The sequence below is a fragment of the Rubinisphaera margarita genome (assembly GCF_022267515.1).
Classification (GTDB): Bacteria; Planctomycetota; Planctomycetia; order Planctomycetales; family Planctomycetaceae; genus Rubinisphaera; species Rubinisphaera margarita.
In genome coordinates, this window is sequence record NZ_JAKFGB010000009.1 from 19,893 (window position 1) to 44,024 (window position 24,132).

The 24,132-nt window shown below is 58.4% G+C and carries 15 protein-coding genes; 7 read left to right on the forward strand and 8 right to left on the reverse strand.

The window, feature by feature from the left end; genetic code table 11:
- Positions 1–12: 12 nt before the first annotated feature.
- Positions 13–429, reverse strand: coding sequence for a cupin domain-containing protein (locus tag L1A08_RS03345; RefSeq protein WP_238754210.1), 417 nt, complete (start codon positions 427–429; stop codon positions 13–15).
- A gap of 116 nt (positions 430–545) precedes the next feature.
- Here L1A08_RS03345 and sigJ point away from each other — a divergent pair, with 116 nt between their 5' ends.
- Positions 546–1,403 (forward strand): RNA polymerase sigma factor SigJ, encoded by an 858-nt coding sequence (gene sigJ, locus L1A08_RS03350; RefSeq protein WP_238754212.1) that lies wholly within the window; start codon positions 546–548, stop codon positions 1,401–1,403.
- A gap of 62 nt (positions 1,404–1,465) precedes the next feature.
- Here sigJ and L1A08_RS03355 read toward each other — a convergent pair whose 3' ends face one another.
- The 3 genes from L1A08_RS03355 to L1A08_RS03365 form a co-directional block, all read right to left on the reverse strand.
- The gene (locus L1A08_RS03355) at positions 1,466–2,149 is read right to left on the reverse strand and encodes a BON domain-containing protein (protein WP_238754214.1); all 684 of its coding nucleotides are present in this window, start codon (positions 2,147–2,149) and stop codon (positions 1,466–1,468) included.
- 65 nt (positions 2,150–2,214) lie between these two features.
- On the reverse strand, positions 2,215–3,210 hold the full coding sequence (locus L1A08_RS03360) for a hypothetical protein (protein WP_238754216.1): 996 nt from the start codon (positions 3,208–3,210) through the stop codon (positions 2,215–2,217).
- An 88-nt stretch (positions 3,211–3,298) separates the two neighbouring features.
- The gene (locus L1A08_RS03365; RefSeq protein WP_238754218.1) at positions 3,299–6,976 is read right to left on the reverse strand and encodes a secretin N-terminal domain-containing protein; all 3,678 of its coding nucleotides are present in this window, start codon (positions 6,974–6,976) and stop codon (positions 3,299–3,301) included.
- A gap of 602 nt (positions 6,977–7,578) precedes the next feature.
- Between L1A08_RS03365 and L1A08_RS03370 the strand changes: the two genes are divergently transcribed.
- The 4 genes from L1A08_RS03370 (at position 7,579) to L1A08_RS03385 (ending at position 12,351) form a co-directional block, all read left to right on the forward strand.
- A complete protein-coding gene (locus L1A08_RS03370) occupies positions 7,579–8,586 on the forward strand; it encodes a DUF1573 domain-containing protein (RefSeq protein WP_238754221.1) in 1,008 nt (335 codons plus the stop codon).
- Positions 8,587–8,785: 199 nt separating this feature from the next.
- Positions 8,786–9,958, forward strand: a complete 1,173-nt coding sequence (locus tag L1A08_RS03375) for a GNAT family N-acetyltransferase (RefSeq protein ID WP_238754223.1) — start codon at positions 8,786–8,788, stop codon at positions 9,956–9,958.
- 116 nt (positions 9,959–10,074) lie between these two features.
- Positions 10,075–11,022, forward strand: coding sequence for a site-specific tyrosine recombinase XerD (xerD, locus tag L1A08_RS03380; protein ID WP_315860541.1), 948 nt, complete (start codon positions 10,075–10,077; stop codon positions 11,020–11,022).
- Positions 11,023–11,223: 201 nt separating this feature from the next.
- Positions 11,224–12,351: a citrate synthase gene (locus L1A08_RS03385; protein WP_238754225.1), complete on the forward strand. Its 1,128-nt coding sequence runs from the start codon at positions 11,224–11,226 to the stop codon at positions 12,349–12,351.
- Between the two features lie 551 nt (positions 12,352–12,902).
- Here L1A08_RS03385 and L1A08_RS03390 read toward each other — a convergent pair.
- The 3 genes from L1A08_RS03390 to L1A08_RS23120 all read right to left on the reverse strand — a co-directional run bounded on the left by L1A08_RS03390 (position 12,903) and on the right by L1A08_RS23120 (position 17,599).
- Positions 12,903–14,573 carry a hypothetical protein gene (locus tag L1A08_RS03390; protein ID WP_238754227.1) on the reverse strand — a complete coding sequence of 557 codons (1,671 nt, stop codon included), beginning with the start codon at positions 14,571–14,573 and terminating at the stop codon, positions 12,903–12,905.
- Between the two features lie 715 nt (positions 14,574–15,288).
- The gene (locus L1A08_RS03395) at positions 15,289–16,833 is read right to left on the reverse strand and encodes a UxaA family hydrolase (protein WP_238754230.1); all 1,545 of its coding nucleotides are present in this window, start codon (positions 16,831–16,833) and stop codon (positions 15,289–15,291) included.
- 214 nt (positions 16,834–17,047) lie between these two features.
- Complete coding sequence (locus tag L1A08_RS23120; RefSeq protein WP_315860542.1) at positions 17,048–17,599, reverse strand: REP-associated tyrosine transposase; 552 nt, start codon at positions 17,597–17,599, stop codon at positions 17,048–17,050.
- Between the two features lie 509 nt (positions 17,600–18,108).
- On the opposite strand from L1A08_RS23120, the gene dnaG reads away from it, so the two are divergent.
- Both dnaG and rpoD read left to right on the forward strand, forming a co-directional pair.
- Positions 18,109–20,067 carry a DNA primase gene (gene dnaG, locus L1A08_RS03405; RefSeq protein WP_238754234.1) on the forward strand — a complete coding sequence of 653 codons (1,959 nt, stop codon included), beginning with the start codon at positions 18,109–18,111 and terminating at the stop codon, positions 20,065–20,067.
- Between the two features lie 80 nt (positions 20,068–20,147).
- A complete protein-coding gene (gene rpoD, locus L1A08_RS03410) occupies positions 20,148–21,821 on the forward strand; it encodes an RNA polymerase sigma factor RpoD (RefSeq protein WP_238754236.1) in 1,674 nt (557 codons plus the stop codon).
- 852 nt (positions 21,822–22,673) lie between these two features.
- Here the strand turns inward: rpoD and L1A08_RS03415 are convergent.
- Positions 22,674–24,032 (reverse strand): (Fe-S)-binding protein, encoded by a 1,359-nt coding sequence (locus L1A08_RS03415; protein ID WP_238754239.1) that lies wholly within the window; start codon positions 24,030–24,032, stop codon positions 22,674–22,676.
- Positions 24,033–24,132: the final 100 nt, after the last annotated feature.

The window sequence follows — 24,132 nt, forward strand, 5'->3', positions numbered from 1 at the left end:
GAGTACTCCGCGCTATGGGTGGGCGGGGAGCACGAGATTTTTCATGTCGCGGGGGTGCAGAACCAGAGCGATGACTCGGGTGACGTGTTCCTCGGACGGGTTTCGCGAGACGCGATGCAGGCAGCCGGTCGGTTCGTAGAATGTTTCGCCGGTTTTCAGAATCTTCGCCGGCTGGTCATCGATTCCAAGTTCGTATTCCCCTTCGAGGACATAACCGAACACCGGGCCGGGATGTCGGTGCGGCATGCCGGCTCCTCCGGGTTCGAGCCGCACTTCGACCACGCTCGCCGAGGCTTTTTCTCCATCGAGCGTTTCCACAATGTCCCTCGAAGACAGAGGCGTTACAATGGAGCCGGTTTCCCGGGCGGCGTGCATGCCGCCCATCCCGAGCAGGGTTCCAATCGTGAAGGTGATGACCGTTCGCAGCATCTGATCTCTCCCGTAACCAACTCACTGGTAAGTCGATGGCACTCGACTCTCTGTCAACAAGGACGACCCGGTGGGGGCGTTTGTGACGGAGCTTCGAAAAAAAGTGAGGGAAAGAGATGATTGATCAAGCAGCGAGTCTGATGGCGATGCAATCGCGGCTGATGTCCATTGCCTATCGGATGCTGGGGAGTGTGGTTGAAGCCGAGGATGTCGTGCAGGATGCCTATCTGAAACTGCAGTCCACAGACGGGGTGCGGTCTCCGGAAGGATTTCTCGTGCGGGTCACGACACGACTCTGCATCGATCGGCTGCGGTCCGCACGGCGCCGGGAAAAGTACATCGGTCCCTGGGTGCCGGAACCGATCGAGACGTTGCCGCAGCCGGACCGCCCCGAGTTGTCCGAATCGCTGTCGCTGGCGTTTCTACTATTATTGGAGCGGCTCTCTCCGGACGAGCGCGCGGCGTTTCTATTGCGAACGGTGTTCGATTACGACTACGCCGCGATTGCTGCCATGCTGGAGCGGAACGAGGCCAGCGTTCGGAAGCTGGTCAGCAGAGCGCGGGAACGTCTGCAGTTGGAGCAACGGAGATATCACCCGTCCCGGGAAGAGGCTTCCGAACTGGCCGAGCGCTTTCTGAAGGCGTGCCGATCCGGAGATGTCGGACTGATCGAGCAACTGCTGAGTGATGACGCCGAAGTCCACTCCGATGGAGGCGGGAAAGTCTCTGCGGCTCGCGTGGTCGTCTCTGGTCGACACCGTGCTGCCCGATTCATGGCGGGCGTCTTCAAGAAGCGGCTGCGGTATTGCGATTTCCGTCGCACGCTGGTCAACGGCCAGCCGGGCTATGAGTTCGTTTTCGAAGGCGATTCGCTGCACGTGGCTTCCGTAGAAGGAAGCGATCGCATCGAGAAGGTGCTGATGGTGCTCAATCCCGAGAAGCTGACCCGCTGGACCACCTGCTCGGTCGATTGAAAGCCAATCCCACGCGGGACGCCGATTAATGCAACATCGGATCGAAGATCCCGGCTTGCGGTCTAGCGGGGCACGACGAGGATTTCGTTGTTGATGCTGCGGACACCGGGTTCGAGCCGGACGAACGCTTCGGCAAGTTTGCGTTCGCGTTCGGAGCTAACGACTCCGGTCAGCGTGAGCACGCCGGAAGGGTTCCGCTCGATTCGCACACCTGAGAAGCCGGATTCGCGCGAGAGTCGGCTCGTCAGCGGCTGGACGGGAGTCAGCGAATTACGAGCCGACAGGGTACCGGTTGGGCTGACATCGAATCCGAGGCGGATACGCGGACGAACGGTGCTCGTTCGACTCGGCTGGCCTCCCTGGACCTGACTTCCGTTTCGCTGATCGTACGTCGGAGGCTGTTGATTCAACACGGCCGGACCGGCCTGATTGTTGCCGATGAAACGATCGGGGTTGTCCGTGCGTCCCACGAAGCCTTCCGGAAACGCGCGATCGATACTGGCCGAGGTACCAGCTTCAAGCATCAGCCCTTCAGCGGCGGCTCCCTGACCGGTTTGTCCGCCGCGGTTCCCGGCAGTCGCTCCGGTCTGAGGCCCCGCTGTCTGACCGCCAGTCGCCTGACGGGACGTCGCCCCCGCACTTTGTCCGCCGCCGCCTTGAAAGGTCTGCGCAGACGCTTCGCCCGTAGCAAGACAGAGAGCCGCAACAATGCACGACAGAAACAGGAGCGGGCGGGGTTTTATCATCGCATCAATTCCGACGTGAAAATGGTATCCGACAAACACTCAACACGGTGCCATAGCCGGACTGTCTATTCAATCACAATCTTCTGAACTTTCAACCGCTGACTTCGGACGTCCTGACTGGCTCCGTCTCCTGCGAGTGGATGCTGTCCATGGAACAGCGGTACGGCTGCGGTCTCCGCCACACTGACGTTCTCCTTAAGGATGGCGGATTCCTTGAGCGGATGAACCGGATGGGTGATCTTCGGGGGATCGGCCACGGGAGCGGGAATCTGACGGTGGGGGCTCGGTGAATTCCAGCTCGCCAGTTCAATGTCGGAAGCCGGGGCGGCTCCCCGGTGTACTTCTTCGCTGTAGTAGGCATCCGCGATGACCGAAGCAGACTGGGGCTGCGCAGCCGGATTCTGAGCCGGCACGCTGGTGTTCCCGGTGTTGACGACCGGCTGCATCTTTCGCGGCGGACGGATCGTGGTGACCTGCATGGTGCCTGGCTGGGGCGCCTGAGGGTCGACCTGCGGAACAATCTCGGCATGAGTCACCGACGATTTCGGCGAGGCTCCGTTGACCCGTCCGGCTAGCATGATATCGGCCGGGTCGGAAAGCGTGACCTGTCCCCGCTTTGAGATATGTTTGACTCGCAGCGAGCAGACCGCCTGATGAGTACCGGCTCGAGGATACGGAATGAACACCTGGTAGGCCCAGCCGATGTTCGACTTGGTTTCGTACGCCTTCCACGCGCCTTCTTCGAATTCATAAATGTGAAGCGGCTTCTGCTGCTCATCGACGGTCCCCTGGTCGTCGAAGACGTAGACCTTCACATCCCCGGTGATCTTCACGGGAGCCGGGCGACCCTGCGTGAAGAAGAGGATCTGTCCCGCGAAGCCTCGGCACGGCATTCCGTTGGAATCGCGACCTTCACCAGGTTGCCACAGCGACAGGATTTCGATCACCGAATCGTGCGTCTTGTCGTAGGACATAAACGGCAACGACATCGACGCGAAATTCAGCGACGTGCACCCGGTAAACAGGAGCACGCAGCACATCGGCAGGAGTTTCCAGAACATATCTCGTCTCACCAGATTCTGCGAGTTTGCCTCGTATCGAGACGTTGAGTACAGAAGGATCGGACTCGTCGGCAGTGTGTCTTCTTTGTTACTTCTTCCAGGGAATGCCCGACTTCCGTTTCACTTGCTGAGCCTGACCGTTCGTCGGCTGCAGTTTCTCAGGGTCAACCCGGGTGGTCGGAATCTGACTTTCGTCGTTGAAGTCGTACTCTGATCCCGGGGGTTTCCGGTGGTCGTCTTGCTCCATCGGCCGCGGCATCGGAGTCAGCTCCGGTTGCTCACCGGGAGGCAGGGTGTGCGTCATCGGAGGATGAGCAGGATCGATCATCGGATTGCTCGTCACCGGGACGCCAAAGATCGGTCCATGGAGATCTTCGAACTCTTCGCGGAAGAAGTGAATTCGACCCGCTTCGACTTCCTTGATCATCTCGTTGGTTTGATCGTTGTGGATAATCCGCGGCGTCAGGAAGATCAGCAGTTCCGTGCGGATATTCGATTCGGAGTCGAACCGGAAGGCCCGGCCGATGATTGGCAGGTCGCCCAGCCAGGGCACTTTCCGAATAATAATATCCTCGGTCTTGGTGATCATTCCGCCAAGCACGATCGTCTGTCCGTCACCGACGCCGACTGTGGCCCGGGCGACGGAGATGTTCTTGATCGGCGATGTGATCGTGTTCCCGGTGGCGGCGTCGGTAAAGATCGGCACGCCGCCCGACTGATAGGCACTTCGTTCGGCGATCACTTCCATGACGATCTGACCGTCCGGCTTCACACGGGGAGTGACCGAGAGAATGATCCCGGCTTCGTCGTATTCGACGTTCGGGTTCGCCAGTCCGGTTGTGGTAATGGTCACGCCGTTGACGATCGGCACTTCCTGGCCGACCTGAATCTGAGCCAGCTGCTGATCGACCGTCCGAATCTGCGGGCGGCTCAGAATGTTCACGTTTCGCTGCTGGGAGAGGGCGCGGATCAGCACGCTGACTGATTCCGAACTGGCCGAAAGGACCAGCCCTCCAAATCCAAGGTCACCGTTGACGCGACCGACGCCGAAGTTGCTCAGACCCTGACCGCCGACATTCGAGGGTCCCGAAGCCGGTCCGACATTGTTCCCCAGATTCGGGTAGAGACTCGGATTGTTGAACAGGAATCCGGGGCTACCTTCCTGAGAAACGATTCGCTGCGTCGTGGTCTGCACCCCGTTCGGAGACGTCGTGGTCTCATCCACCGTCAGAATATTTTCGATGATGCTGCGGTCGAACAGAATCGAATCCTGAAAACCGAGTTCGACTCCAAATTCGTCCAGGTTGTCGAGTTCCACTTCTACGAGCATCGCCTGAATAATCACCTGAGCCGGTTCGCAGTCGAGCTGTTCGATCAGGTTGATGATCTCGCCGAAGTACTCGGGCGTGGCGCTGATGAGCAGGTTGTTGCTGAGGGGTTCCGGAACGACGATGACCTCCCGCTCCTGCAGTTCGACCGAACTGATCAGAGCCGGGTCGATCGAGGCCAGTTCCCGCTGTGATTCCAGAAACAGATTGATCGCTTCGGCTGCTTCGGTGACCGGAACGTTCCGCAGTTCAATGACTTGATTGATACGCTTCTTGGGAGCGGCGTTATCGAGTCGCAGCAGAATCGCTTCGACAATTGTGAGGGCATCGCTGCCGCCAATCGCCAGAATGCTGTTGCTGCGAACATCAACAGAGAACCGTAGCGGCAACAGCGAACTCCCGGTATCAGCCGTGCCGGCCAGGTTGCTGCCGATCGGGCTTTCCGCCGTCGCTTCGTTGAAGAGTTCCTGAAGCAGTTCCAGCGAAGCTGCGGCGTCGGCATGCGTGAGTGTGAAGACTTTGACTTCCGCAACCGCCTCGGAAGGCTGGTCGAGAGCATTGATCAGGGCGTCGACCAGCGGCAACGATCGCTCGGGAGCGATCACAATCAGGCTGTTGCTTCGCGGATCGGGCGAGATCCGGATATCGGACAGGATTCCCGAGCGAATGAGTTCGGTCTGTGTGCCCGAACCAGCCAGGAATTCGAGAACGAAACTCTTGGGCTGCGACTGGGCTCCCTGCTGGAAGTTCTGTTGTGTTCCCAGAGTGGGATTGAGTGCCTCCGAAATGGCAGTGTTGATAAACGCGGCCAACTCTTCGGCCACGGCATTCTTCAACGGGAAGAGCTGCAGCCGTGAAATGGCATGCGAGACATCCTTGTCCAGATCGTGAATCACCTTTCGGATCTCAACGATGTCCCGAGGGCTGGCCTGGATGATGAGCGTGTTGGTTCGAGTGTCGGCGGTAATTCGCAGCGTTGTGCCAAGTCCGCCCCGTTCGGCGTAGAACGTTTCGATCGTGGTCGCCGCATCGGCTGCGGTGGCGTTCTTCAGATGAAAGACATAAACCTGCTGGGAGACATCGACGGGCTGATCGAGTTCATCAATGAGCTGCTTCACGGCTTCGAGATCGGATGTCGGCGCGACGACGAGTACCGCGTTTGGCTGAACGAGCGCCGTGACATTGACCCGTCGATTCTGCCGGCTGGCCCGTTGATCGATGGTTTGCACCGACTCGTAAACACTGTTGAGCAGAGCCGCCAGACTCTCGCTGTTGACATGTTCGAGGTAACGCAGATGAAGCTCCGGCGTCGTGCCGGCACTCATGGTTTCAATCGCCTCAACGATCTGCATGACGCCATCGATATCGTTCTGGTTGCCGCGAATGATCAGCAGACCGAGGTCGGTGATCGCTTCAATACTCACATCGCCGCGAATGCGATCAAGCACGGATGTCAGATCGTCCTGCGGGCCGACCGGCTGCCTCTGCTGTTCGGGAGGCAGGGGCTGGGCCGACTGTGGTGGGGCTGCTGGCGATCCGGCTTCGGCATTGTCGGACTGCATCTGAGCCAGCACCTGCGGCAGCTGTTTCGTGGTGGCGCCATGGATCTCCGGCGGAGCGAAAACGATCCCGGCATCGTCTTTGGTCTGGCCATTGATGCGGTTCTCCGCGGCCTGATCGAGAACTTCGAACACTTTCGTCAGTTGGGCACGATGCTGTTCGTCGGCGACGAGAATGAGCTGGTTGTTCTGCTGATCGATTCCCACGACGAAGCTGAGCGGCGGCGCGCCATCGGCGACAGGCACGTTCACGCGAAACGCCGGGAGGTTGAGCGGACCCTTATCGATCAGTTCGGCGTGTTCGCCATAGATTTCGTAGACCTTTTTAGCCAGCGCCGTGGCGTTGAGGAACTTCGGCTCAATGGCCAGAGCTTCCTGTCTGGCCGGAGCAGGGGGTTCTTCGGCGTAGGCCGCCTGTTGAATCTCGGATTGAGCGGTTTCAACACGACGGCGGACCGCATCGAGGGTCTTTTCGGGAATGGTCCGCTCGGATTTGGTTTCCGATTCTTCCAATACGGTCGCGGGATAGTGCGGACGGAATCGGTCGTCTTCGAGGACGATCAGATAGTTCTGCCGGCTCATGATTCGAAAGCCAGTGTTCTCCAGCTCGTGATTCAGGATGCGAATGGCTTCGTCCGGAGCGTGCGTTTCGCGATCGTAGCGCGTCAGGCGGCCTCGCGGAACTTTCGGCATCACGAGTGTCTGCCCAGTTTCCGCAGCAACTTCCGCAAGAACGTCATCCCAGGTGCGGGCGACAAATCGGAGGTGAACTTCGGGTTGGACGTTCTCGGTTTCTTTGGCTTTGTCGGCGGCAAAGAGCACGAACGAAGGCGTAAATGCCAGAGGCATCGCGAGCGCCAGAACCAAAAGGTGCCGCATGGGAAACTCCGGTTTGCCAGAACAGGCAAGGTGGGAAGACTTGAATAATCTTAGGGTGCCCAATGGGGAATCGGGCGGAGAGGTATCGAATGTATCGGTCGCGGAGGACAGGTACTCGAACTGAAACCCCGGAAAACGGACCTGGTTGCGAAAAAACTTCAGTCTTTGGCAAAAGTTTCGCTGATTCTCGGTCGCAGGTTCCCCGGAAAATCGGAATCTGGGCAAGTGGCAGGGAATTTGCTGTCGCAAGAACGTGCAATTCGGTAATTCTGCGTCCCAAAAATTTGGCGGGCTCAACTTTCGGGGGTAATTTTAAATAGAGGATTGGCACCATCTCCCTCCGGGGCCCGAAATTCAGTTTGACGCATTTTCGGAACCCAAATATCCTTAGGGGGTGGGAAGGGATCGACCAGGACGGAAGAAACCCGCAGACTCGCTTGTGCGAGCCGTGTTTGATTCCTGGAATGTTGAACCCCGATGCTTCTCCTCTCGCCTTTCATCTGTCGCAGATGGACCGAACTATAGTGAGCCGTCAGGCTCCCGCATGACGCCCGAGAACCGGATCTTGCGGAACGGAGATTCAACGAGTGAGGAAACTGATGATGAAGCAACCCTTGTTAATGACCGCGGCTGTGGCCGCCCTGTCGTTGTGTACCCAGCTGACTGCTTACGGTCAGAGCACTGAGTGGGCGCTCAAGATGTTCGAAGAGCAGTCCCACGATTTCGGTGTCGTCGCCCGCGGCAGCGATGTTCGGCATCGCCTGAAGCTGACCAACATCTATGAAGAAACCGTCCACATCGCCGATGTGAAGACGTCCTGTGGCTGCACGGCCGCCAAGCCGTCGCAGGATACGCTGAAGTCGCTCGAAACCGCTTACATCGAAGTGGTGATGGACACCCGCAAATTCACCCGTCAGAAGGACTCGGCGATTATCGTCACCATCGACTCGCCTCAGCGGGCCGAAGTGAGGATTCCCATCTCGGCTTACATTCGCACCGACGTCGTCACCGAACCGGGTTCGGTCAACTTCGGAAGCGTGGACAAAGGCGAGACGGTCGAACGCGTTATTGACCTTTCGTATGCGGGTCGCGGCGACTGGCAGATCCAGAGTATTGAGAATCTGCCGCCGTATCTCACCGCCCAGCTGCAGGAAGTATCTCGTTCGGCACAGAGCGTGGCCTACAAGGTGAAAGTCATTCTGGAGCCCTCCGCTCCGGTTGGTCCGTTCCGTGGGCAGATCAACCTGATTACTGATGACGCGTCGAATCCTCGCGTTCCGCTGCTCGTGGAAGGGGAAATCATTTCCGACATCGTCGTCAATCCGGATATCGTTTCGCTGGGGATGCTGACTCCGGGTGAGCAGAAGACGATGAACGTCGTTATCCGCGGGAAACGCCCTTTCAAGATTTCGAAGATCGAATGTGAATCCGATCTGAACGCGTTCGAGGTTCGCCTGCCGGAAGAAGAGAAGGCCGTGCACGTGGTGCCGCTGACCATCTCAACGCCGAACGGGATCGGAACGATTGTCGAACAGTTCAATGTCACGATCGACGGCCGGGACGAGCCGGTGACCTTCAAGGCTTTCTGCAAAGTGGTGGCCGGGTCCTGAATCGATCTTACTGATCGTTGAATCCCGCACAGACAGGGGAAGCGTTAAAATCGCTTTCCCTGTTTTCTTTGGATCGGACCGAACAGCTTTCTCTCACTCGTGAAGTTCTGCTTTTGCCGGGACGCTTGAAACGAGCTAGGACTTGAGTGATGCATTCGCATCGCCAGTGTTCATAGAGTCTTCAGCAACCAGGCGCGAAATGGCCACGACGCTCGTCACCGCTCCGTCTCTGGAATTCCTCCAGCTCTCGCCGTTGGCGTGCGATGCGGAATTCCTCCGACAGTGGAAACAACTGGAACAGGAAAGCTGCTGCGGGAACGCCTTCCTGTCGCCGGAGTTCGTGCGGTCGCTTGCTCCCCACCGACTGGATGAAACCGAGGTGCAGATTCTGGCCTGCCGGGATACCGCCCGGCGGCGCCTGCTCGGACTGGGAATCTTCCAGCACACGTCCGGCACGAAGACTCTGCCGCTGCCGCATCTGATTTCGTGGCAGGACCCTCATGTCTACCGCAGTGGTCTTCTGCTGAGCAACGAAAGTCAGACTCAGTTCTTTCAGTCGCTCGTCGAATTCGTGCACAAGACCCCCAATGGATTGATGGGGATTGAATTCACGAATCTTCGGGTCGATTCTCCCTGGGCCAGGGAACTGCGGGAAGTAACCGCCAGCCGAGGCGGCTCGTTCCGCTTGATTCCGGAGACCTCCTGTCCGGCCGTCATCCTTCCTGAACTGGGAGTGAAAGGTCTCGAACAGAACTGGTCCTCGTCCCGCCGAAAGTCGATCCGCAAGAACCAGCGGAGACTCGAGGCTCACGGGCCTGTCAGCTTCCAGATTCTGGAGTCTTCGACGGACAAAGCGCCTGCACTGCGACGTTTTCTGCAGCTCGAACAGAACAGCTGGAAAGGGGAAATGGGAACGGCTCTCGCCTGTCGGCGGGAAGACGCCGGGTTCGCCCGCCAGCTTGTCTGGGAAGCGGCCAATTCAGAGTTCCTCGCCATCAGCGAGTTGAAAGCGGGGACTGAAGTCGCGGCCACGGCTCTCAATTTTGTCTCCGGGCCCGAACTCTTCGCATTCAAGATCGCCTGGAATAGCCGATTCGAGAACTGCAGTCCGGGAACACTTCACGAGGTTGCTCTGGTGGAGTACCTGAGGCAGCATCGTCCGGGGATCATTCGCATCGACAGCTGCGCTCACTCCGACTCGTATCTGTCCGGCCTCTGGCCTCATCGCATCACGGTCGGCAATGGTTTGCTCTGCACTGCCAAGATCGCACGGGGAGCCGGGAAGCTGGTCACAAAACTGCAATCGCTGAAACGCTGGGCCAGCCATCAGATCGCCATCGACGACGCCTCATCTTCAGGCGAATCGGAATAAGCGCTCCAACCGCGCCGCCGCTGTAGCCGGACGTCCTGTCACGACGAAACTCTCAGAGCAGCCGTTCCATGCCGCTGCTGATTGGTCACTGTTTTCGTCGTTCCCCTGGAGCGTTCATGCCGCCCCGTTTTCGCCCGAATCGAACGCAGCCGGTCGCACAACCGACTCCGCAGCGTCTCGTGTTTCAGCTGGACGATTTCACGCATTTCCTGCGCTCCGAATGCACGATGGCCGAGAACAGCGTTGCGGCATACGCTCGGGACACACGGCAGTTTTACGACTGGCTGTCGTCCAGGCGGATTTCCGAACTGAAGCAGATCGATCTCTCGCTGTTGACCGAATACCTGAAGTCGCTGCACGACCGCGGGCTCTCCGCCTCGTCGATCGCCCGCAAACTCGTCGCGCTCAAGACCCTGTTCCGGTTCTTTGTGCTGGAGGGCCGGATCGTCGACAGTGTCGCCGACCTGCTCAATTCCCCGAAGCTCTGGCAGTATCTGCCCAAAGTCCTCAGTCCGGAAAAGGTCGATGCCCTGCTGGCTGCCCCGCTCCGGTGCGACGGATACCCGCTTCGGGATCGGGCGTTGCTTTGCGTGATGTATGCGACCGGATGCCGGGCTTCGGAAGTCGCAACGCTCACCATGGGCAACGTTTCGCTGGAGAGCCGAGTCTGCCGCTGCCTCGGAAAAGGGAACAAGGAACGGATGGTCTCTCTGAACCCCGTGGCGATCGCGGCTCTGGAAGCGTATCTGGAGCACGAGCGACCGCGGCTGGTTGGCAATCGTCCATCGGACGCGCTGTTCGTCAGTCGGACGGGGCGGGGGTTGACGCGTTTGACGATCTGGCGGCTGGTCAAGAAGTATGCGGCCCGGACCGGTTGCAGCGATCAGGTCAGTCCCCACACATTACGGCACAGCTTTGCGACGCACATGCTGGCCGGGGGGGCGGAGATCCGTGCTCTCCAGGAAATGCTGGGACACGCCAACATCCGTACCACACAGATTTATACCCACGTTGAGCACAGTCGATTGAAATCGATTCACCAGGCCTGCCATCCGCGTGGATGAACGGGCAGATTCGGGGAATCAGCACATTTGGATATTCATTTCGCAGCCGTTATAATCCAGAAACTCTGGAAATCGGACCACTCCCAATCCGGAACGCTGCCTCCGCGTTCTTAACCTCTGCTGAAATGGTCCTGGATTCGCCCTGCGTCGAAGTACCGAACACACTGACCTTACCTTGCTAGATTCACGAGTTTTCCACCCATGACGACTACGACTGCCAAAGGTTTGAAAAACATCGTCGCTGCCGATTCCAGCGTTTCCCACGTGGACGGTCAGTCTGGGCAGCTCATTTATCGTGGCTACCACATCGACGAACTGGCTGAACGCAGCACCTTCGAGGAAACCGGCTATCTGCTGCTGAATGGCGAGTTGCCGACCGATTCGCAGCTCAAGGACTTCTCCGATCGCCTCAAGCAGGTGCGTACGGTTCCTGAGGAAGTGCTCGCCCTGCTGAAGTCACTCCCGGCCGATGCCCATCCGATGTCGATGCTGCGGACCGGAGTTTCGCTGCTCGGCAACCTGAATCCCGCCGAAGACAAGACGGGACAGGAAGCGATGATGGACGACTCGCTGAAGCTGACCGCTCAGATCGGCACGCTCCTGGCGGCAATCAAGCGGATCAAGGATGGCGACGATCCAATCGCTCCCGATCAAACGCTGTCTCACGCCGCCAACTGTCTTTACATGATGAATGGCGAGAAGCCGAGTGCGGACGCAGAGAAAGCCATGGATCTCGTTTTGATCCTGCATGCCGAGCACGGCCTGAACGCCAGTACGTTCGCCGCTCGCGTCATCGCCGCAACGCTGACCGACATGTACTCGTCGATCACCGGAGCCATCGGCGCCCTGAAAGGCCCTCTGCACGGCGGAGCGAATACGGCCGTTCTGGAAACCCTGAAGGAAGTCGACACCGTCGAGAATGTCGCTCCCTGGGTCGAGAAAGTCAGCGCCAATAAGGGCAAGTTCATGGGCTTCGGCCACGCCGTCTATCAGACGCAGGATCCTCGCGCCAAGCATCTGAAAGAACTTTCCCGCCGGCTGTCGATCGAAACGGGCGAGCCGAAGTGGTACGACATGTCCATCAAGATGGAAGAACTGGTCACCGCCAAGATTAACAAGAACTGCAACGTCGACTTCTACTCAGCTTCGCTGCAGTACTACATGGGCATCCCGGGTTACATGTTTACCTGTGTGTTCGCCGCCTCCCGCGTGCTGGGCTGGTGTGCCCACGTGATTGAACAGCTGAGCGACAACAAGATCATTCGCCCGAAAGCCAACTACGTTGGTTACCAGGAACGCCCGTATGTGGCGATGTCGGATCGCAAGTAACGTCGTTGTCGAAAATCTCAACGAGAGCACAAGGGGTCGGAAGAATGTATCTTCCGGCCCTTTTTCTGTGTGTCACGACAGGAAGAGCCAGACCGTCGGGGATCAGCAAGCGGCCGGGATCACCGTGAGTTGTCTCCCAGGGCGAAGCATTCTGCCGGAGCGGATCGCTTAGAGCGGATCGCTCTACCGTATGTCCGCGAATGAGCGTCGAATCGCCTGAAACGCTGCATCTATCGCGGACCGAACGATTACACCAAAAAGTAAACTGCTCTAGCGACAGGCCCGTCGATGAGTCATGTCTCTTCGGAATTGCGGCTTCGGACATGGCCGGACCGGTCTTGAAGGAAACTGCTCGTTCACATCTCGTCCCAATAGCAGAAGACGGTCGGAAGAGAGATTCTTCCGACCGTCTTTCTGTGAAGCGTTTCGTAAGGACGATTGTATCCGGGATTAGAGCATTTTCAGGCTTCTCCTGCAGTCGAATGGGGGCCAATCCCCTGCCATGCTGGGTTTGCTCCTGCAAACGCCTGCAATCGAATCCTGAATTCGCTCTAGTGTTCCCAGTGTACCCCGAAGGTCCACTGCTGCATCGTCCAGCCGCTGCGGTCTGGATCGAGGCTCGGATTGATCGGGAAGGTTTCGTAGACGACTGAGCTCTGAGGGCGAGTCACGTTGCCGACCCAGAGGAAGCCGTAGCTCGTGGTGAATTGAGCCTCTTCGAAGAACTCCAACCGATTGAGGCCGGGAACATACTGGAAGAGTCGCGATTCAAACTTCACGGACAGGTCGAGTGTCGGCGAGACATGGGTCGAGGTGGCCCGATCGCTGAAGCGGGTTTCCTCATCGGTCAGTCCGCCCAGTCCGGTCGTCAACTCACCCCCGTCGGGAGTCGTGATGTTGTCATCCGGATCGACCAGGTTGACGAAGTGATTGTAAACACCAAAGCCATCGAGCCAGGTCGTTTCCCGGGTAGCCGACAGACCGGCTGTGGCCAGGAAGGAAATCTTGGTTTCGTCGCCACCCATTTCCGCATGCAGCCCGATTTCAGGACCGGCTGCTCGAGATTGAGTCGATGCCGCCACCTGAACCTCGTAAGGGTTGGTGGGGAATGCAGGGATCGGATTGACGATGCTGAGGTTCTGGTCGATGACCCCTTCGTTAAATGTCGAGGGATCCGGACGCCCTTCGAAACCAGGCTCGCCGACGTTGTTGTTACCGGCAGAGATGAAGCCGAAGTCGAGGTTGAGCAGGGTTTCAAACTCCTGAGCCCGGTCGATGTCGTTGAAATTCAGGAACTCGTACTCGGCTCCCGAATCGAGACCCCGAAAGTTGAATCCTTCCTGGAGATCGATATACCGCAGCCCGACGATCGGGCGAACCTGATACCAGTCACTGCGGGCGATGGCGGGCCGATAGAACTTCAGACCGCTGCCCCAGGCCTGTGTCGTGAACTTCATCTCGAACATCGTATCGAACGCGATCCGGTCGGCGACTCCACTTCCGTTGTCGATCGGCAGCGAACCAACCAGAGCGTTCAGCTCAAGAACATAAAGCGGATCGTTACCGAGGAACGTGAACGGATCCGGGAGCGGCGTATAGGACCGGCGAGGAACCGCTCCACGCTGGAAGGTGTCGTTCGACTCACCGCCGTACCATCCATTAATCGCCCAACCTGAACCGTCTTCGTTCTCGACACCCAATTCCAGGCGGATGCCCGAACCGGTCATGTCGTGGAACATATTGCTGAAGCTGTAGTGGGGGAAGTAGCGGTCGTAGATTTCCCGCCCCGGGCTAACGCTGTTGTTGTTCCCGCCACCGCCGCCGCCACCACCACCGGTTGTCACATCACCCTGGTTTCGGGGTGTGGTGAAGTAGGAGGGAGGAATGCGGTCGGTTGCCACGATCCCGGTTTCAATTCCGCCGTAGCCGAAGAGAGTATCTCCAGGCTCAGCGTACACCGGGAAAATCAGTTCAACGTCGCCGTAGTACGTTTTTTCGGCGTTCAGCATCTTCTTGTACCAGATGCCGTCTTCGTTGATGGTCTGCTGGAAACCGTAGCGGTACATGTCGATGCCGGGATACGGCTGCAACTGACCGCCCGGAGCTGCTCCCGGAGGAGGACCATAGGGAGGCATCGGTCCGGGAGGCGGACCGTAAGGTCCCGGTGGCTGTCCGGGAGGCGGTCCAGAAAACTGGACCTGCTGAATTCCCTGAGAGGCCATCGGAGGAGCCCACCCCGGTCCTGCCGGCGCACGCTCGCTAAATGGATGGGCACCAGACATCGCCGACGGAGACTTCGCTCCCTCACGATTGTATTGAGGAGCGAATGGGTCGGCGTTACTCTGCGCCTGAGCGGTCGTCGATGCCGACCACGAAAGCGCCAGAGCCGCCATTCCCACACATAAACGCCTAAGTCCCCGCATATGAGGTCGTCCTTGACAAACAGTTGGGGTCGAGCCGAGCAGATCGCGATTTCCCTGCAGATTCATCAGAAGCGATTTGATCTCTTGAGGCATCATCGATCTTGACCTGAATTAAGAGTGGCCGTTTGACGTCGACACAACGCCTCACGGTCTCCGCGCAGAAGAAAGGACCTGCCGGTAGTATCGGCGCCCCTGATTGTGAAGCTGTAGCGATTGTGACGGCGATGCCGGATTTTCAGCGATTTCCGGCTGTAGCGATTGTTCCCCAAGGCTGAAAAACAGACCCAGAATCCGCCGGACGACGCCACTCACTGCGGCTACTTGCGGGGTGCACGAGCTGTAACCTGCTATCTATAAACAGGTTGCACCTTTGTCGCCTCAGGTCGCAGCGTGAGCGAGGCCCCGCCGGATGCAGCCCTCCCGGGGATCTCTCGTCGAAGAGAGACATGACGTAACAGCCGATCAGGCCGGGAGATCGAGCGGGTCAAAGCGGACATTGCCGATCAATACGGGCCTAGAAAATCGGACCAGGGGACCAGGGGCAGAATTCCTCGTCGCCCATCCCGGCCAGTTCCGATTTTGTCTGCTTTCCTGAGGCCACCGCGATGATCTCCTCGAAGATCTCTTCCCCTTTGTCCCGCACACTGGTGCCGTGAAGAATGCTTCCGGCGTCGATATCCATGTCGTCTTCGAGAGCGGCGTACGTCGGAGAGTTGGAGCAGATCTTGATCGTGGGGGCCGGCTTGCTCCCGAAGCAGCTCCCGCGACCGGTCGAAAACAGGCAGACCTGTGCTCCGCCGGCGATCATTCCCGTTACGCTCGCCGGGTCGTAGCCGGGGGTGTCCATGACGACAAAGCCTTTTTCGGTGACCTTCTCGGCGTATTCGTAGACCGCTCGCAGGGCGGTCGTCCCCCCTTTGGCGATGGCCCCCAGGCTTTTCTCGTAGATCGTCGTCAGGCCGCCCTTCTTGTTGCCGACCGACGGGTTGTTGTCGATGCGGTGACCGAACATGTCCGCATACTGTTCCCACCAGTGGATCCGCTCAATCAGCTTCTCACCGACCTCCCGTGAAATCGCTCTACTGGTAAGGAGATGTTCGCCGCCGTAGATCTCAGGGACTTCCGACAGAATCGCGGTCCCGCCATATCGGACGATCAGATCGCTGGCGTACCCGATCGCCGGATTCGCGGTGATGCCGCTGTAGCCATCGCTGCCGCCGCATTCGGTGGCGACCATCAGCTCGGAAACCGGGATTGGCTCCCGGCGAACGCGGTCGGCTTCCTGCAGTAGTGCGGGCAAAGCGGAGAGAGCCTTCTCAACGGTCTTCCTGACCCCGCCGGACTGCTGAATATTAAGGAGAGGCTGAGAACCTGCCCGAACCGCCGGGCCGCCGCCGAGCTGGACCAGATCCTGCGAGTCGAGCAGATAATCCCCCTGTGCCGTTTCGCAGCCGAGGCCAAGAACCAGATAGCCGCAGATATTGGGATGTCGGGCATAGCCGGCGAGCACGCGGTTCAGTTGTTCGTGATCGGGACCCTGGTACTCGAACGCACAGCCTCCTTTGTGTGTCAGTGCGACCACGCCATCGACATTCGGGAATCGCTCCAGCAGATCGCGACTCACGCCCTGGGCCACCATGCGGGAACTGGTCGCCGAACAGTTCACCGTGCTGATGATCGCGATATAGTTCCGCGTCGCCGCCTGTCCATTGGCCCGTCGAATCCCCTGAAAATAGCGAGGTTCCCGGAAGTAGTCGGTCTTTGGGGCATCGGCTGCGTAACGGTAGTCGAGCTCAAGCGAACCGCGGTCGACGTTATGCACATGCACCCAGCGGCCCGGTTCCATCGTTTCGGTCGCGAAGCCGATGGTCTGGCCATATTTGATGATCGCCTCACCGACCCCAATCGAGCGAGTCGCCACTTTATGTCCGGGCTGGATCGCGTCGAGAACGGTGAATGGCTGCCGGTCCTGAACTTCGGAGCCCGTCTCCAGCGCGTCGACCGCGACAACGACGTTATCAAGAGGATTCAGGCGAACAATGCGGGGTGAAGTCGACATAGAGGGGCTTTATTCGAGAAGAGAGGGACGCCTCTCAAGATCCCAACCTGCAGAAGAAATTGCAACGCCACCCCTTTCGGATGGGAGACAGCTCCATGGCCGTTGGAGCGATCAACAACCACGAAATGAGACCGCGTGTGGAGTCTGAAAAGGAGCAATGACCGACGGACGCGGTGGCACAGACATTCCTGTCTGTGCGTCCTTCGACGTTCCTTCAATTTATCTCTGGCGAAAAATAACAGTAAGGATAGTCGTCTATGCATCCGACCAGCCCGGCCTTGACGGGGTTGTGAGCGAGATAGAGCATCTTCTCCCGAAACTCGGCTTCGTCCCGAACGATGCGGTCCCAGGATTCATCCTGCCAAAGCGTGCCCTGGATGCCGCGATGCTGGTTGATCAATCGCGCCGAAGTGCCTTTAACACCTTTGAGGATACGGCTCAGTGAGTAGCCATCCAGCGGCCTGAGTATCGCATGAACATGATCCGGCATGATCACAACCCCCGCGAGCCGGTAAAAATGGCCATCACCCTCCTGAAACCTTTTCAGAACGATCAACCTCTCTTCCGGAGTCAGAACGCCGGAGCGGATGCGAAATGTGATGAAGTAGCAGCTTCCATTCAGCACCCAGTGGGGAAGGTTTCGGCGAGATCGCTCCAGTCGGGGTTCGTTGTTCATTGAGGGAGGCCTTAAAGAACAAGGAGACTTGCCTGGGGCACGCACAGACAGGAATGTCTGTGCCACCCCTGTCGGTGTAATTTTGATCATAGGCAAGGGTAGCCACGGGAATAAGTGGAGCAAGCCAAACAGGCGTCGAACCTCCCGGGCCTTTCGCCAGGATGAACGCTTTTTTCAACAAATGTCCTGAATACCAGGTGTCCATGGTCTACAGGCCGATGGTCGCGGTTGCAGGAATTGAATCGATTCGGAAGCGGCGGGGAGCTGGGAAACAGCCAGCGGTCCGGGAATTTCGGGGCTCTGTCAGCGACTCCTAACGTTCTACGGATTAAGCCTTTACAGGAGGTAGTCTTCGGTCCGAATTCCAGCACTCCGGTTTGCCGCCATTGCAATCCGTGGTAGAGTTGACCTGTGACGCCAATTTGCGACCCGGCCCGCTGCCATTGAACATCTGTCGACTTGCCAAAATCCCGGCCGGGGAAATGCTCACATCGGTGTCCGCCAGTGATTTGAAGCCCCCGCATCCTGCGATGCGCCGATCCAGGGGGGCTTGCTGGTGGTCCCGTTCGTGAACAGCAAATGGCCTGAGGGGATGGTTCGTGCAGATCGATACGTGGAGCGAATTCAAGGAGCAGGTTCGCGCCCAGACTGACATCGTTGCGCTCGTCGGGGAATCCCGGACGGTCACGCAAAAAGGTCGTCAGTTTGTGGCCCTCTGTCCGTTCCATGACGATCACGATCCTTCGCTCACAATTGACCGCGAACGACAAACCTACCGCTGCTGGTCCTGCAGCGAAGGCGGCGATGTTTTCAGTTATCTGATGAAGCTTGAAGGTCTCGATTTTCGAGCGACGCTGGAACGTCTAGCCGACCGCGCCGGACTGGAAATGCCCGCAACTCCGGAAAAGGCGCGTCGCCGCCCGGGAAACGATCGAGCCACGATCCTCAAGCTGATCGACTGGGCGGCTCAGAAATATCATCAGTGTCTGCTCGCTGACCCGGCTGCCGAGCCGGCGCGGGACTATCTGCTCGACCGGGGTTACTGCGAGGAGATCTGGTCCGACTTTCAACTCGGATTCCACCCGGGTGGATGGGACTGGCTGATTAAGCAGGCGCGCGGTTCGTTCACGATTCCACAGCTAGAAGAAGCAAAACTGATCTTGCCTCGAAAACAGGGAGATGGGCATCTCGACATGTTTCGCGGTCGGATTATGTTTCCGATTCGGAATGATCGCGGGCAGACGATTGCGTTCGGTGGTCGGGTTCTGCCGGGAAGTCAGGATGAACAGTACGGCAAATATCAGAACAGTCCGGAAAGCGCGTATTTCAGCAAGAGTCGACAGCTCTATGGACTCGATCATGCCAAGGAGGCCATGCGTGAGCGCAAAGCGGTTCTGGTTGTCGAAGGATACACCGACTGCATCGCGCTCCACCAGGTTGGGATTTCCAACGTCGTGGCCACACTGGGAACGGCTCTGACACACGAACACGTGCAGCTGATCCGACGGTTCTGCCAGAAAGTGATTCTCATTTTCGACGGCGACACCGCCGGCCAGAATGCCGCCCAGCGGGCTCTGCCCCGTCTGCTGTCTCATGAGATCGATCTGCGCCTGCTGGCTCTGCCGGAAGGGATGGATCCGCCGGAGTATCTCGAGAAGCACGGTTTGCAGGAATTTCAAACTCTTTTACAAAATGCCGAGGACGCGTGGGACTTCAAGTTGAGGAATCTGGCCGCGAAGTACAGCGACGATTCCGTCTTTTCCCGCGAGCAGCTGATGAGCGAAATGCTCGAACTGCTTGCCGTGGCGCCCGGCCTTTCTGGCACAAAACGCGAGGATATGCTCCTGAACCGTCTGGCCCTCCGGGTCGGTTTGCGTGGTTCTCAGGAGCAGAAACTGCGTAGCGAGCTCGCGAAATTGCGGGCAAAGGGTCCGCAAGTTGCGAAACCCTCTTCACGCTCCCACGAAGCGGAGCCATCTGTTGACTTTTTACCACAGGAGGAAATTGTTTCCCGCGTCCATCGTCGCGACCAGGCAGACGGCCTGCTCAAGCCCCGGCTCGATCGATACACGCTGCTGGAACGGGACCTGTTGGAAATTGTCTTCATGATGCCGGAATGCATCACCGAGATCCTGGACCGCGAGGTTCCCGGGAAACTCCGGCATCCATTAGTGAGCGAAATTGTGGCCGAGTGTGCGCGACTCAGTCAGCGGAATCAGTATTCCGGGACTGACGCATTACTGGCCTCAACTGAAGATCCTGAGCTGAAGCGACTGATCCTCGCCATCGCAGCTCAAGCGGAAGAGAAGAAGGTCACCGAGAAGCTGGAAGAGACGGCACTGAATTCCGAGGGGAAGCGTGCTCCACTCTATCTGAGTCAGGTGATTTCTCAACTCGAGTGGGAACACAAGGAATCCCACCATCGGGCCTCAACCAGTACCGTCGCGTTGCACCGGCAGGAACCGACGGCTGTTGATGATCGGATGAGACAATTGCTGCAGGATGCGGCTCAATTTCACCAGCAACGTGTGACGCGCAATACCGCATCGTCTCAATAAACAGGTTGATTCCAGCGTCGGCGACGAAATGATTGTCGCAGGCGCGCCGTCAGCCCGAGAGTCTGTCCGAGGAGAATTCTGTGCATCAGCTTGATGACAAACTGCAACAATTGATTGAGTCCGGCCACAAGCAGGGTTACCTCACCTTCAGCCAGGTGAACGATTATCTGCCGGACGAAGGGGTCAATCCGGACAAGCTCGATCAGCTCCTGCTCTCTCTGGAAGAGCTCGGGATGGACATCATTCCCGAGAAGCACGTCCCGAAGCGGAAGGTCGAGCAGGAAAAGAAGAAGAAAACCGCCAAGCCCGGCAAGCAGCGGGCCGGTGACCTCGTCGTCGAAGAAGAAGGTTCGAAGCGGATCGATGATCCCGTTCGCATCTATCTGACCCAGATGGGCGAAATTCCCCTGCTGACGCGAGACGAGGAAATTACCCTCGCCAAGAAGATCGAAGTGACCCGCAAGCAGTTCCGCCGGCACCTGCTGGAGAATGACTGCGCCATGCGAGCCGCCATCGATACGCTGGCCAAGGTCCACCGGGGTGAGCTCCCCTTCGATCGCACAATCAAAGTGTCGCTGACCGAGTCGCTGGAGAAAGACCAGGTTCTCGGCCGGATGCCGCACAATCTGAAGACGCTCGATTTCCTCATGCAGAAGAATCGGCACGACTTCGAACGGTCGATCGATCAGAACCTCTCCGCCGAGGAACGCAAAGCGGCTCGTAATTCTCTCAACACCCGCCGTCGCAAGATGACGACGCTCGTTGAAGAGCTGAGCCTGCGTACGCAGCGCCTGCAGCCCCTGTTCAAACGTCTGCAGCAGATCTGCAGTCGCATGCACGAACTCAAGGCTCGCCTGAAGGTTCTCAATCGCCGCACGAATGCCGCGGAAGAAGCCGCCGCGGTCGAACGCGAACTGCACGACCTGATGATCATGACTTTCGAGACGCCGGAAACGCTGGCGGCTCGGATTGATGAGATCAACAAGCGGTTCTGTGCCTACGAAACGGCCATGCGGGAACTCTCCGGCGGAAACCTGCGGCTCGTCGTTTCGATTGCCAAGAAGTATCGCAATCGCGGCATGAACTTCCTCGACCTCATTCAGGAAGGTAACACCGGCCTGATGCGAGCCGTCGACAAATACGAGTATCGTCGCGGTTACAAGTTCTCGACGTACGCCACCTGGTGGATTCGTCAGGCAATTACCCGCGCCATCGCCGATCAGGCCCGCACGATTCGAATTCCGGTCCACATGATCGAAACGATGTCCCGCCTGCGGAAGGTTTCGAAGGACCTGGTTCAGGAACTGGGCCGCGAACCGACCGTCGAAGAAATGGCCGAAGCCGCCAATGTGACGATCGAAGAAGCCCGCCGCGTGATGAAGATTTCGCGTCAGCCGGTGAGCCTGGATCGCCCGATTGGCGAAGGCGAAGACAGCTACTTTGGGGACTTCATCGAAGACCAGTCGACCGACAGCCCGGTCAGCACCGCGACTCAGGAAATGCTGAAGGACAAGATCGATCACGTCCTGCGGACCCTGACCTACCGCGAACGCGAGATCATTAAACTGCGTTACGGCCTGGGTGATGGCTACACCTACACGCTGGAAGAAGTCGGCCGCATCTTCAAAGTGACCCGCGAACGCGTGCGTCAGATTGAAGCGAAAGCTGTCCGCAAGCTCCAGCACCCGGTCCGCAGCCATCAGCTGAAGGGCTTCCTGGAATCGCTGGTCGCCGCCGGAGCGATGCAGGGTTAAGAACCTGAGCTGACCAACTCACAAGAAGCCGCGCCCTGGGCGCGGCTTTTTTGTTGGGAAGAACCCGACAGGGTGGCCTCAGCTCTGCTATCTGGGCGACGCCTGCAACGTATTTGCTCGCGGCTTGCCGGATGGCTCAGACGCGAGCGTCTGAGTGGCGGAGCCACAAGAAGTCGGTGACCGACGGAGTTCCTCTATTCGGTCAGACTCCTATGAAGCCGTTCGCCAATGCTTTTCCAACGAAACACAGCTTCTTTCTGTTGCGGTCGCTCTCGGGAATAGTCACCGTCCAAGACAAACCTCCTGTTGCTGCGCAATACAGAGATGAATCTCTGTACCATCCTTTTGAGATCGGCCAGACGAAGACCTCGGGTGGCCCTGATAGCTCCGCTATCTGGGCGGCGAAGCCGTCGGAGAATGCCGTTTGGCGAGGGTGAAGATTCATCCCTGCTTCGTCATCCCCTCCGAGAAAGTCCTTTACAAGAATCCGGGTCCAATCCCGTCCTCCCACGGCTGCGCCGCCCCGAAAGAATCTTTCGGGATCACCCCTCCACGACGCCTGCAACGTATTAGCACGAGGCTTGCCGGATGGCTCAGACGCGTGCGTCTGAGTGGCGGAGCCACAAGAGGTCGGTGACCAACGGAGTTCCTCTATTCGGCGAGTTTCCCATGAAGTCGTTAGCCAATGCTTTTCCAGCGTAACACAGCTTCTTCCTGTGACTTCGTCACCCAGACGTGCACGTCTGGGCCATCCCGATTCCGGGTGTTATGAACTATGGACGTCCAATCCCGTTCTCCCAAGGCTGCGCCGCCCCGAAAGAATCTTTCGGGATCATCCCTGTCGGTGTCTGTTTATCGCGACTTCAGGTACTCGCTGATGCTCAGTCCCTGTTGACTCGCATCGAGCAGTTCGATCGGATGCAGCACGGGGATTTGAAGGCCGCGTGCTTTGAGAGCCGCCTTCAGTTGCAGCGAGCAGCCAGCATTGGCGGAGGCGATCACGTCCGGTTGTTGTTCGAGAATGTGGTTGATCTTCCGTTCGACGAGCCGGTCTGACATCTCTGGTTCGGTCAGGTTGTAGCTCCCGGCCGCTCCGCAGCAGATGTTCGGTTCTTTGATTTCCAGCAGTTTCAGTTCCGGAATCATCAGCAACAGTTTTCGGGGCTGCTTTTCAATCTGTTGAGCGTGCCGCAAATGGCAGGCGTCCTGGTAGACCACACGAAGCGGCAGTGCTCCCTGCGGCGGCTCAATGTCGAGCGTGGCGAGGAACTCGTTGATATCGCGAACCCGCTGAGAGAACTGTGTCAGCTCTTCGGCCAGTTCGGGACTTCGGTTTGTCAGATGGTGGTACTCTTTGAGCATCGCTCCGCAGCCCGCGACGTTAATCACGATCTCATCGACCAGAGCAGCAGGGAAAGCAGCGATATTCTGCCTCGCTCGGGCCACCGCGTCATCGGCGTAACCGGAGTGAAACTCGATCGCTCCGCAGCAGACTTGTGTAGGAGGCACGAAGACGTCACAGCCGGCGTTCTGCAGAACCCGGGCCGTCGCCCAGTGCAGGTCGCGATACATGGCATCAGCCACGCATCCCAGGAACAGTCCCACGCGATGCCGTGCAGGTCGTTGTGTCGTGTCGAGCCGATCCGGCAAAGGATTCTGGTAGGAGCCCAGCTGAGGCAGCATCCGATGCATCCGCTGCAGCGGGGTCGGCAACAGGCGGGGCAAACCCGTGGCGTCAATCAACCGATCGAGACGCGTCCACTGCATGAGTCGCGCCGGCCAGAGGAGCCTTTCCAGACGCCGCCGGTCGGTAAAAAGCTGGCGAAGGAAATACTTCTCGAACCAGCTTTCCCGGCTCTGGCCCGAATCGCCCTGTCGCTGTTCTTTCACGGACAGCCGGAAGGTTTCGATCAGCTGGCCGTACTGCACGCCCGAGGGGCAGGCCGTTTCGCAGCTGCGGCAGTCGAGACAGAGGTCGAGGTGCCGTTCGGCGGTTTCCGTCAGCGGGATTCGCTTTTCTTCGATGCCTCGCATGAGATGAATGCGACCCCGGGGGCTGTCGTTCTCGTTGCCCGTTTCCAGATAGGTGGGGCAGGACGAGGTGCACAGTCCGCAGTGAATACAGCTCAGCAGGTTCTCGTGGGGAACCAGGCCGGCGTGATCCACGGCAGGCGGCAGGTCAGAACAGGCGGGGCGGGATGGGGCACTCATAGGCCCGTCAGTCTAACATCGCTAGAATGGGAGGAACAGCGCAGCCCGTCTGAGGAGGCTCGTCTGAAAGTTCGTTTCTGCATCCGTCCAACCTGATTGA